This window comes from Lysinibacillus sp. FSL K6-1151 (genome assembly GCF_038630755.1).
In the GTDB taxonomy this organism is placed as follows: Bacteria; Bacillota; Bacilli; order Bacillales_A; family Planococcaceae; genus Lysinibacillus; species Lysinibacillus fusiformis_D.
This window is the reverse complement of record NZ_CP152040.1, coordinates 2,393,722-2,405,883: the sequence shown is the minus strand read 5'-3', so window position 1 is coordinate 2,405,883 and position 12,162 is coordinate 2,393,722. Positions and strand designations below refer to the sequence as shown.

General features: G+C 34.7%; 10 protein-coding genes and 2 pseudogenes. 1 reads left to right on the top strand and 11 read right to left on the bottom strand.

Annotated elements, in window-relative coordinates:
• Window positions 1-456 precede the first annotated feature (456 nt).
• Together MHI04_RS11675 and MHI04_RS11670 are read right to left on the bottom strand one after the other, a co-directional pair.
• Window positions 457-885, bottom strand: coding sequence for a HEAT repeat domain-containing protein (locus tag MHI04_RS11675; protein WP_342534848.1), 429 nt, complete (start codon window positions 883-885; stop codon window positions 457-459).
• Between the two features lie 534 nt (window positions 886-1,419).
• Window positions 1,420-1,566 carry a YrzI family small protein gene (locus tag MHI04_RS11670; protein WP_080717122.1) on the bottom strand — a complete coding sequence of 49 codons (147 nt, stop codon included), beginning with the start codon at window positions 1,564-1,566 and terminating at the stop codon, window positions 1,420-1,422.
• A 311-nt stretch (window positions 1,567-1,877) separates the two neighbouring features.
• Between MHI04_RS11670 and MHI04_RS11665 the strand changes: the two are divergent.
• Window positions 1,878-2,375: pseudogene (locus tag MHI04_RS11665) on the top strand (flavoprotein); the annotation flags it as partial.
• A 582-nt stretch (window positions 2,376-2,957) separates the two neighbouring features.
• On the opposite strand, the gene MHI04_RS11660 reads toward MHI04_RS11665, so the two are convergent.
• The 9 genes and pseudogenes from MHI04_RS11660 to MHI04_RS11620 all read right to left on the bottom strand — a co-directional run bounded on the left by MHI04_RS11660 (window position 2,958) and on the right by MHI04_RS11620 (window position 12,155).
• Entirely contained in the window at window positions 2,958-3,914 is a 957-nt protein-coding gene (locus MHI04_RS11660) for an acetyl-CoA carboxylase carboxyltransferase subunit alpha (protein ID WP_342534847.1), read from the bottom strand.
• Window positions 3,907-4,755, bottom strand: coding sequence for an acetyl-CoA carboxylase, carboxyltransferase subunit beta (gene accD / locus MHI04_RS11655; protein ID WP_342534846.1), 849 nt, complete (start codon window positions 4,753-4,755; stop codon window positions 3,907-3,909). Before accD ends, MHI04_RS11660 begins: the two co-directional genes overlap by 8 nt.
• Window positions 4,756-4,776: 21 nt before the next feature.
• Window positions 4,777-5,315 (bottom strand): annotated as a pseudogene (locus MHI04_RS11650) (GntR family transcriptional regulator).
• 399 nt (window positions 5,316-5,714) lie between these two features.
• Window positions 5,715-7,175, bottom strand: coding sequence for a serine hydrolase domain-containing protein (locus MHI04_RS11645; RefSeq protein WP_342534845.1), 1,461 nt, complete (start codon window positions 7,173-7,175; stop codon window positions 5,715-5,717).
• A gap of 401 nt (window positions 7,176-7,576) precedes the next feature.
• Complete coding sequence (locus tag MHI04_RS11640) at window positions 7,577-8,188, bottom strand: hypothetical protein (RefSeq protein ID WP_089933555.1); 612 nt, start codon at window positions 8,186-8,188, stop codon at window positions 7,577-7,579.
• A gap of 193 nt (window positions 8,189-8,381) precedes the next feature.
• Window positions 8,382-8,978 carry a hypothetical protein gene (locus MHI04_RS11635; protein WP_058844399.1) on the bottom strand — a complete coding sequence of 199 codons (597 nt, stop codon included), beginning with the start codon at window positions 8,976-8,978 and terminating at the stop codon, window positions 8,382-8,384.
• Window positions 8,979-9,235: 257 nt separating this feature from the next.
• Window positions 9,236-9,745: a MepB family protein gene (locus MHI04_RS11630; protein WP_089933558.1), complete on the bottom strand. Its 510-nt coding sequence runs from the start codon at window positions 9,743-9,745 to the stop codon at window positions 9,236-9,238.
• 260 nt (window positions 9,746-10,005) lie between these two features.
• On the bottom strand, window positions 10,006-10,932 hold the full coding sequence (locus MHI04_RS11625) for an ABC transporter ATP-binding protein (protein ID WP_340809020.1): 927 nt from the start codon (window positions 10,930-10,932) through the stop codon (window positions 10,006-10,008).
• 11 nt (window positions 10,933-10,943) lie between these two features.
• Window positions 10,944-12,155, bottom strand: coding sequence for an ABC transporter permease (locus MHI04_RS11620; protein ID WP_340809019.1), 1,212 nt, complete (start codon window positions 12,153-12,155; stop codon window positions 10,944-10,946).
• Between the last annotated feature and the right edge of the window lie 7 nt (window positions 12,156-12,162).

The window sequence follows — 12,162 nt, the reverse complement described above, 5'->3', positions numbered from 1 at the left end:
ATGATTGTAAAAAGAAATTGGAGGGGTTCTATGGGTGATAGGTTACCCTTTTTTAATATATTGATAAATAATAGCTCTCTAAAAATGGAGGCTATTTGATTAATTTCTAAGAAAATTTTAAATGTCATCTGCCAACATTTTTTGAACTTGCAACGACTTCAAGTTGGGTAGGGTAGGCAACCATCTTTTTCTTTATTATTGTACTAACGGGGCAGTTTAGTTGAAGAGTGTTGTTTAACTTGTTACTTCACAATCGGGCCGTTTTCTTGAGTAACATATTTAAAGAAAATCGTTAAGGTGTTTGTTTTATCATTAAACAATAAAGATAGATGATCAAAGAAAAGAAGTAATACAAGTTAATATTAATTTCGATGAACCGCAGCGTAAGATAAGAAAAAGTCATTCCCTCCACAAGTGGAGAGAATGACTTTCCTTCATAAATCGCAAAACTACTGATTACAGTTTTGCCCAACGTTCCTCTAACCAGTTCATAAATTGTAAACCTTTGTCGCCTTCATACGCATCAAAGACATCTAAACGCATACGTTTTAGTTTATCCGCAAAATCTGCCACGGTATGATCCTTCGGCAAGCTCTTTTTAACCCGCAGGAAAATTTTGTCTGTTCCTTTAATAATATCAAAACGTGCAGGTGATGGCTTCTCTACGTCTTCGCCAAGCGCCGCAAGTGCTTCATAGGCTGCTACTTGCACCTTGTAGACAGTATCATGTTGCATACGATTTATTAATAAATCTATGATTTTGTCATGTTGATAAGCCGATAACTTTTCGACTGCGTCTAAACGCTCTCGCCAGCTAGACGTATAATTTGCCTGTTTTTTTAATGTTTCATACTGCTCAGGTAATGCTGTTTCAAACTGTTTCAAATAATTGCACCTCTTTTTTTAACTAGAGGAAAAATGAATTCTTTTTCTTCTGCTTCTCTTATTATACGTTGTCTTAATGAAAATAGCGATAAATCGCTGGTAAGGATATATAATGGAAACTAACTACATTAAGGTGAACCGTATCATAATTATGTACTATCTTAAACTAACGAGGGCTTTAATTTAAGAAGACATCTGCTTATGATCTTCCACAATGGGGCGCTGTTTTTGCGCTACATGGATGGCTAACGGAATAATGGAATTAAGATAAAAATTGCCAAGTTCAATTTTAGTATCGAGGAATTCAGCATTTTCTTAAATTACATCAAGTTGTATGTATAAAACATCGCTTAAAAAGTGACTCCTAAAGCAACCCGTCCTAGATTAGAACGGGTTAGCTTTACTGTGATTATTTGTCACTTTATATTACTTCATCTGGTGGTTGTGTCTTTCTCCAGCCATAAAACTGCATGACGTCTTTTAATCATATAAATCATTTCAATTCCCACCTTTCTTGTTTTTTAATTAACAAAATTAATATTGACGAATACGAATATAACTTTCAATTTTTCTTTGGTTCTCTTCAAAGATTTTTTTCACATTTTCATTATGAAGTGCTTGCTCACGAGAGATCTTACGTTTTGTAATAGTTATCGTGAGAGCAAAAATGTTTAATATCATTTATTATCACCTCCTTAAATTACCATGAAAAATGAAAAAAACCGTAGAGAGACTCCTCTACGGTAAAAAAAGGCACAAAAATACCGCAGGGGCACACTTCTCCCTGCGGTATGGGTATGCTTAATTACAAAAAACTTAAGCGATCCATTCCGATCTGGTCGAATGTGTGATTTTCATTTTTACTGAAGTTGTAGCTACCAATGACATTAATTTAACGATCATTTCATTCGACCTCCTTAAGAATTTTTGTTTACTTTGTAAGTATATCTTTCTTTAAGTTGTTTGTAAACATCTTTTACTAAGATTTCCTGATTATTGAAGCGAGAGCTGTTATGCAACGGGTGCATGGGGAAATCCAAACCCAGCAAATTCTACAGGGGGAGGGCTATAAAATGAAAAAGCATTAGTAGATCACATTGAATATGGTATCCTATACATTAATAAGAAGACTAAGAGATATGTCAATAAGTAAATTGCAGTTATTGGTGGTGGTCATTCGGCTAGTAATACATTATTGGTACTCGCTGAATTACAAGCAGAGAATACTGCAACAAAGCTAGTGTGGATTATGCGTAAAAAATTTGTAGCAGAAGCCTATGGTGGTGAAGCATAGTTGTGGCACAGTAAGAGCGCATGGAGAAAAAATTCTGCGCCAACCAGAAAAGGACTTCTATATAGTCGGAGCTAAAAGTTATGGACGCGCTCCAACATTTTTAATGGCAACTGGCTACGAACAAGTTCGTTCAATAACAGCTTATTTATCAGATGATGAATAAGCGTCAAAACGTGTGGAGTTGAAGTTACCTTAAACAGTATATGCAGTATAAATCTTGCCAATTAAACAAATTCACTAAAGGGGGAGACAGTTTTGTCCATATATACAACAGCTTATGGGTAGTTGACGTGTCTAAGCCCTCCTCCACGCCAAATAATTTTAGTTTACATAATATAAATTATAGGAAGTTATGTTTCATTGAAAAGTATACTAATAATAGTGAGACGAAATGACTTGTACATAGACATCAAAGTCTAAACTTTTGAAAATGATTGATAAAAAACGATTATTTTAATATCGAATTATTATAATTACCTTTTGTATATTTTAGGCTTTAATTTACGATTTTCTAAATAGAATCGATATTAGCTCATATTGGTTTGGAATAAAGTTTGATTTTGTTGCAAACGTTGATTTTTTATAGAAGAAACCCACGCATTTTGATCAAACTTTTATCAAAATGCGTGGGTTTTATTTAAATGCGAAATTATTTTTCTCAAACTATATTACAAAATACAACTCTTTTTTCTTCCATCATTGGGATATTAATTTATCTAAGAAACAATTTTTCTCTCTTTACGAACAAATTCACATGTCCAAAAACCTAAAAATGAATTTAAGCTTCTGTATATTGTCCAATCTTTCTGAATTTCTCATAGCGATCTTCAATTAATTGTTCGCCATTTAGGGAATTCAATGCTTTTAGTGTGACGCTTATACATTCTTTTATATAAAATGCTTGCTTCACAACATTGCGGTGTGCTCCACCCGTTATTTCAGGGATTATTCCATCAATAACGTCAAGCTCTTTTAAGTCAGGTGCTGTTATCCGCATTGCTTCTGCAGCTTGCTTCCCTAGGCTACCATCTCGCCATAAGATCGATGCAGCCCCTTCAGGCGAGATAACCGAATACGTTGAGTTCTCTAACATAAAGACGCGATTAGCTACCCCTAATGCAATGGCACCTCCACTTCCGCCTTCCCCAATAACAATACTAATAACTGGTACTGTTAGAATCGCCATTTCAGAGAGAGTTCTAGCAATGGCTTCACTTGGGCCGCGTTCCTCGGCTGCCTTACCCGGATAGGCTCCTTTTGTATCAATAAAACAAATAATTGGGCGCTTAAATTTCTCAGCTTGCTTCATTAAGCGTAATGCCTTACGATATCCTTCAGGGTGTGGCATACCAAAATTTCGTCTAATATTTTCTTTAGTTGATTTTCCGCGCTGATGTCCAACAATTGTTACGGGCTGTCTTTCAAAGAGAGCAATTCCTCCAAGAATAGCTGCATCATCACCAAATGTACGATCTCCATGTAACTCAATAAAGTTTTCACACATAGCTTCTATATATTGTAAAGTTGTTGGTCGTTCTGGATGTCTAGCAACCTGTACACGATCCCATGGCTTCATATTGGCATAAATAGATTGTTCTAGCTGTGTTAGACGTGTTTCAAGCTTTTCGATTTCGCCTGTCATGTCTACATTTGCCTCTGTAGCAATCGTTTTTAATTCATCAATTTTTTCTCGTAATTGTACTACTGGTTCTTCAAAAGCTAAATTTTTAGACATGTTGCACACCGCCTTTTGTATGCATTTTTACAAGTATTGCTACTTGGTTTCGTAAATCCTTCCTATGGAAAACTGCATCAAGCTGACCATGTGCTAGTAAAAACTCTGATTTTTGGAAGTCATTTGGTAATTTTTCTCTTAATGTTTCTTCAATGACACGGCGACCAGCAAAGCCAATCAATGCTTGTGGTTCAGCAATATTAATATCTCCAACAGAAGCAAAGCTTGCTGAAACGCCACCGTATGTAGGGTGCGTCATGATCGAAATAAATAATAGTCCTTCTTCACTATGACGTTTTAATGCCACACTCGTTTTTACCATTTGCATTAATGATAGAATACCTTCTTGCATGCGCGCTCCACCACTAGCAGTAAAGATAATAACCGGTACACGTAATTCAATAGCTTTTTCAACGGCACGTGTGATTTTTTCTCCTACAACGGAGCCCATTGAGCCCATACGGAAATGAGAATCCATAATGGCTACAACAATTTCTTCTCCATCAAGAGTTCCTAACCCAGTTAGTACAGCTTCGCTTAATCCCGTTTGTTGTTTAGCCACTGAAATTTTTTCTACATAATCAGGGAAATTAAGTGGATTACTTGTTTGTAAATGATCATCCATTGAAACAAATGAACCTTCATCTAAGAAATATGCTACGCGCTCCTGTGCAGTCATTTTGAAATGATGGTCGCATTTTGTACACACTTTATGATTTTTTTCTAATTCCTTTGTTAACTGAATGTGACGGCATTCTGGACATTTTGTCATAAGTCCTTCTGGAAATCCCTTTTCCTGTCCGTCCCCTTTCTTTTTACTAAATAAGCTACGTATTACCATGTTTTACTCCCCCTTTGTTGTCTAAATGCCTTGTTCAGCATTCATCCACTGTTGGTAAGCTTTTAATGCTTCTTTTTCATAGCCAAGCTGCATCGATTTCAACATAGTTTGAATGATTAATTTTTCTTCTTCTGTTGAGTTTCGATTTAAACGGTCATCAGCATAAACTGCTAACTGAAACTAGACTTTTAGTGAAAGACGATTTCCTGACGTGATGATTATTTCTCGTAAAACATCCTGACAATTAATCGTACTTTCTATCTCTAGCTTTACAAAAAAACTGCCCCACACTGGTAGTGTTCGCAGAGTTTCTGTACAACTTATAATGCGAATGGCTTCCTTTTCATGTCTTCTAATATAAACATCGACAATATTTCTACGAGCTGATGCTTTTATGTAGAAGCTAGAAACATACCTTCCCCATGTCTCGTTTCAATAAGACCTAATAACTCTAAACTTCGCAATGCCTCTCTCTCAGAGGATCGCCTGACACCTAGACGTTCTGAAAAGACTCTTTCGGAAGGTGACTTTTCACCAGCCTGTGTTTTTTCTATTTTAATAAGTTGTCGTAATTATTGGACGATATCTAAAAACACTTTCTTTTGTTCGGTTTTTTTATTCATACGATCAACTCCTCGGTCAATCTATTTGCCTTGGAATAATTATTGCTGTCGCTTTCCTTTCGCGCAGATAAACAATGCATCCAAAGGCTTTATCTTCATTCAGTAGGTGTTTGGGTACCTACTAAAAAGAAACAAAATCCACCACCTTCAGATGATGGCGTCTCTTACTGAATGAATTCAAAAGTGGTCTGGCCACTTTTGAAGTTGGCTTTATCTTACAAAATAATTATTTGAAAGTAAAGAAAAAACTGCATAAAAATTTATGCAGTTTCAGACTGTAGACACCGAGGTGTCTTATGTTTTTTTAATTAAGAATATTGATAAAGTGGAATTTAATTACTTAACATTATACTTATTTTCGGAGCGAGGCATCTTATCGGTGAGTATATACCAAGTAATGCTTGCTGTTAATAATGTTGACGAAATCAAAGCTGTAAGAACACTATATGTTTGCCAAATAAGTATCGTTGACCAATCGAAGGCAAAAAACATTATACACTGGGCAATCGTAGCGATTAGGAAAATAATTGTTACGATTGTTCTCTTTTTTGTAATTGGCTGCTGCTCATTCGTTTTCCTTTTTCTTAATCCTAAGAGAAATAACAGAACGGCCAATAGGCAAAGAATAATTGTGGTAGACGACAAAATGATGTCCAAAAGCTGTGTGCCGCTTATCTCATATGACTGAGTTAGATTGCCGTCTAATATATCTTTAACTTTTAGTACCAGGTTTATATTGGTATTTGCGCCGTTGCTCAGTAAGCAGATGGCTGTTCGTTCATTTGGCAGTATGGCTACTTCGGTTCTAAAATTCGGATTACCCCCAGTGTGTTCTATAAACGTTTGTTCGGCGTTTACCGACCAACCTGCCGCATAATACATATCGTTGACAGCCGAAACAGACATATCACCCCTATGTGATTTTTCGATAACCCTGTGAAATATTTCGGGTATGTCCTGCACGATACCCATCTGTATGCCCATCCAACGCGCCATATCTTTTGTATTAGAAATGATATAGCCGGCAGGTTTATTCCCAGCATAATCCGGAGCGTTAAATGGAGTTGTTATGAAAAAGGAAGAACGGTAGCCCTGTGCTAACTGTCCAGTGGCTTGAGCATCTTCTTTATAAACATACGTCTGGTGAAGACCTAAGGGTAGAAATATCTGTTCCCTCATAAAGTCTTCATAGCTTTGTCGTGATACAATCTCAATAACCAAACCCAATACGTCATAATTAACGGTTCCATAGTTATATTGTTCACCGGGAGAGAACGCCAATTCAGCATCTACCAGCGTTTCCACAGTCTTTTGCAACATATCAGGCGTATTGCCTTGTGGAATATTTTGAGTATGTCTAATATTTGTTAAGCCGCTGGTATGGTGAAGGAAGTTATTTAGTGTAAGGCTTTGCATATCAACAGGTTTACCTTGATACTTTAACGTAAACCAAGGTAAATATTTTTGGATAGGGTCAGTCATTGATAGCAGCCCTTGCTCTTCCAATAGCAGAATCCCCATACCAGTAAAAGCTTTACTCACCGAGGCCAACTCATAGAGTGTATTTTCACTTGCAGACAACCCCTTTTCAAGATCTGCATACCCAGAAGAAAAGTAGAACACTTCATCATTAGCAAGTATTGAGATTGACATTCCAGGCACACCTGATGTACGAGAGGCATCATCTAGCAACGCTTGTATTGCCACAGATTTCGAATCTGACAACGCATAACTTTGTGTTGCGAATCCCGAGAATAATATAAGTATCGTTAATACAAAAACAATAGTCTTTTTCATAAACTCTCCTTTTTGAAGAATTATAAGAGTATAAAAAACTTATTTTTATAACTATAAACTAAATTCTAATTTATATTTCTACTTAACTATATAATATCAAGTAATTGTGAAGAGTTACACTTAAACTAACGGGTGCTTTAGTAAAAGAAGAAACATACTAACATTAGTAGTACAAACCATGGCCCTGGTTTGTACTACTAATGTTAGTATGTTTAATTTTTCTATCTTTTTTAAAATTAGGTCTTGATAATTTATAAACATCGTATCTTTTTTTAAAACATCGCAACTTTATTTCAATTCTACACAAAGCACAATTCTTGCTGCAGAATTGCGCCTTTAATGAAATAACTAAAGTATGTCTAAAATTGCTTATAGGAAGTTGCACTATCGCTACCGTTAGTTCAACTAGACGAATACATCCCTTTTGCAACTTTCTCTAAACTTTCTTTATCATAAGTGTTCATTGTAAGATTGAGCTTTGGCATATAAGTACTTCCACCTGTCACCATTTCTTTTGTTTCCACATCATAAATTGCATAATTACCTTTAAATTCTTTTTCAGTGTCTTTAAAGGAATAAAAGAAATAAACTTGCCTATCGGGGCTAACGGTCTGATGGTAGTTAATATCTATATTAGGGTAGGTACGAAGAATATTTCCATCAAAAGTAATATAATTTAATTTTTCTACCTCATTGAACAATATTTTTTTTCTAACATTTACAGATGCATCAGGCATTTCTTTAAAAAGAGCAGTATCCAAATGCCTTTGCTGTTGCTTTGACTTCTGCTTATATCTTTGAAAAACCTCCTGATGTATAGGATATTTTAGGTCTCTTAATGCCAGATAAAATTCATCTACAGTTTCATCAATAACTTTTTCCTTATTTGCAGGATGTAAATACTCATTTTTATCTGAAGGTGTAGTTTGTGAATAAACTGGACTTCCTAAATACATAGAAAAGCTGAACAAAAATATAAACACAAATGAACTAATTAAGAATGGGTTTTTCATTTAGATTACTCCTTTTTTGAAGTAACGTGCCCTAAATATACTTTAACTATCCTGAGCCGTTAGTTTAAGTAATAATCTTCACAACCTTACTCGATAGTTCAACAATAATATCAATTTTGTTGAAAATGTTCCTCAACAATCTGGCCCGTTCGTAAAATGAAATAAGTCTTATTCAATTAAAGCCTCAGTTACTTTAGGTTAAGTGCTCCACAATTCTCTTTGCCCTGCGCTCCATTGATTTAGAGTAACCAAAACAATCTCTAAATAACTTCCTGCCAATGTATGTTTGAAAATGATTGTATCTATATCGGTAAAATTCGTTCCAATAGCTAATCATTCGATTATAGCTTTTGCAAAATGGCACAATATTTTCAAGACAAAATCTCTTAATCCGTTCTGTATCCTGCTCTTTTAAAATATCATAGGCTAATTCTATTATCTCTACGACATATTCATCACATATTTTGACGATATAAGGAATAGCCCAGTCTTCGTAATCCATCTGTAGCAACGAATAAATATGCTTTTGACGTACAAATCCATCACAACTTCTTGAATATATACAATGCAAAATCATTTTTTGTTGTAGACTTAGTTTTTCTATAACTTCATCTGAACTATCAATGTAGTAGGTACGATAAGGAAATCTAATCACGGTATTATTTTGAAAATAGTGGATAGTATCCTCAGACACAGCAATCGTGACATGATTATAAGTTTTATGAGGAATCATTCCAACCACTGTCGTCACATCCTCATTTAAATGTTTGGGAAATCCATCTTGAAACATGCACTCACATCCTTGCTTCACGTAATATTAAAGAATAACTAAACTGCTAATATAAGAAGAGACTGCGTTAATTGAATAATCGTCCCTGTGTTTGCTTATCGTAGAAAGGCTCTTATTTTAAATAGATCCTTTTCAAAATCTTGATAATCGTAATCAGTAGTTGATACCTTATTTATTGCTTCCCTCAAACTGTTCAGTAAATATGAATAGCGCAATTTCTGTAATAAATCTGTTGCTTATTCATTTGTTTAAGAAAATTAGTTGGAGTATAATTTTAATAGCTCATGTATTGACAAACTACTAGCATCGTCAATTTTAATAAAATAGGGTAATTGCCATTTTTGTGTTGCTAGCGCTTGTTGACTAGTGGGAGTATCCCAACTAGGATAAACTCTAATTGCCATTTTACCCTTTGTATTAACGGTTTTAAGGATGTTTTGTTTTAAAAGAACTTCTTTTGGAAAAACGAATTGGCCAAAATCACCATTATCATTAAAAGTGTTTATTACCAATAAATCAGTGGCATTATCATATGAGAATGCTTGGTTTTTATTAGTTTCATCCTTTTCCCAAAAGGAAACAAACTGTCCTATCTTATTAGGTGTTATTTTTGCGACTCTAAATCTAACCGATTTAGAATTTAACTGAAATAGCCCAGCCCCATAATTTGAGTTTTGAGTTTCTTCATGGATATCTTTTATTGTTAAATTATTAGGTTCATAAAGTAATTCATTTATATATGCTAATGTCTTATTAAATTTATTCATAGCTTTACCCCTCTTCTTATACTAAGATATACCAGTATATCACCTGCGGACCTGTCACCGTAATTTTTCATTCATATGTCTCACATTATTTTAACAATGATGACCAAACAATAAATAATTATCTGAGGATGTAATCTTAACCTGAAAAGGTAGTAAATACTATGTTTTTGGAAACTAGAGTAAGTCAAAAGCAGCTCCGTAAATAATCATTATATTTTACAGCAAGAACTAATTATAACAATAAAAGTGATTGTTCCTCTTTAACTAGCTGTCACATTGCTTTCTTCGTGATAATACATTGCATACAAATCATTTAATGTAACTTTCCCAAAAGCAAAATCTACTACGTTTCTCTCAACTAAAAAAGATGTAAGTGAACTTAATAAGCTGGCTTCAGAACTTGGTAAATGGATGAGTGTCATGTCATTTGTCAGTGTTTGAAGTTTGATATTTGGATATAGCTCATGAAGCTGTTTTTTCGTATTACTTTCCATATTTTTTATGCGAATCGTTTTAATATGCGCTTGACTAAAATCTTCTATTATTTGATTGGTATCTATTAGTTTTCCCTCGTTAAATAAGAAAATTCGGTCTGCATATTTCTCTAAATTATCAAGTAAATGGGAGGCAATGATAATAATTTTCCCTTCCGCCTTTTTCTTTAATAATATTTTCGAAATAATTTCCACATTATTTGGATCAAGCCCGTTCATCACTTCGTCCATCATCATAATGTCTGTATTTGTAACAATTTGCATGGCGAAGCATAGACGCTGGCGCATCCCAAGGGAATAGGTACCTGTCTTTTTATTCACATAATGCCCCATATTTAATGCTTCGATTGTTTCGTCAATCAGTTTTAAATCCGATTTCCACATCGTAGCAAACATTTTTAAATGCTCTCGCCCACTTAAATGATTATACAAGTCACTTTGGTCTGGCATCATTGACACGAATGTGTGGATTTTCACTTCATTTTGTTTATTTGAGTAGCATAGGCCATCTTTAAAAATGATCTTGCCATTCAACGGTTTCACATAATTCATCAACACATTCATAAATGTAGATTTTCCCGTTCCATTTGGTGCAACAAGCCCAATCATTTCGCCTTGCTCAAAGGTCATGGAAATATTATTTAACACGTTCATTTCTCCAAATCGCACGGTAATATTTTGAATATCAATCATCTTTACCACCCCTATTTAATTAGCTTATATCGCCTGTTCGATGCCGTCAGTATGATGAAAAAAATGACAATGGCAGCTAGTCCAAGTAATAACTGTAATCCTAAAGTAAAATTTAAATGATCATTCATATAATAAAAATTCCGCTGTTTTGAAATAATTTGTCCGACTTGAATATAGGATGTTGGATAATTTTGAACGTCCCAGAAAAAGCCAACGTAACGGCTGAAATAAAAATTTTCACCAAAAATAAGGAGTATGCCAACAGCGAAATTGACCATCTCATTGCGGAATAGCATACTGCATAATAGTACAATGCTGATGATAACGATGAACCAGGTAAAAAGTAAAGCCAGCGATTGTCCTAAAAACGTACCTAAAGTCATCATTTCAAATTTACCTTCCATACGCCAGTCGAGATGCGGCGCATATACTGGAGAGGGCAAATGCAAATTCCCAAAGCCAGATTGTAGTCCTACAATAAAGAAGCCAACAATAAGCGGTATAAATAATAAGGCACTACCTAGTAGCACAACGACCATTTTCACCAGGAGCTTTTTCCAATCATTAATCGGAAACCCCTTCAAAATGGATGGATGGCGTCTATCTTTGGCAACCATATCAATTGCTAAAAGTAGCACACAGACAATCAATATAATGGGCAGTATACCCTTTAATAAGCGTTCGAGCGTTTGTAGTGCCGTGCGTTGTTCAAATATTTCCGTTGATAATTCATAATCTGCTTTCGAATATGCATCATAACGGACTGCATGCTCTAAATAAGCATAAAAGGCATCATCTTCTGCATACTCATTATTTTTTATAAAATACTTTGAGTTATATGAAAATGAATCACTTTTATAGGTAATCGCATTGGTAAAGTAGTACCAATCACGCGTTAAATCTGCATATTTTTTTAAATTGCCCTTTTCTAATGCATCTAATCTTGCTTTATCTATAGGGTTAATCTCGCTAAATATTTCAATAGCAAAAATAACGGCAGGATGCAGACCATGTAATTTTCTTCCTTCCATATGATCTAAAAATTCCTGACGTGTTAAATAGCGCGCCTCAATCTCCTCAGAGTCTACACTTTCAATCGGATCGTAAGCTGGTGCTATTTTAAATACATAAAAAAAGGTTGCAAAAGCAAGTAAAAAGTAGATTGCTAAGTTTTTCTTATTCAAAAAAAATTGCTTGAATTCAAATTTAAAATAACTCCACATGCTTATT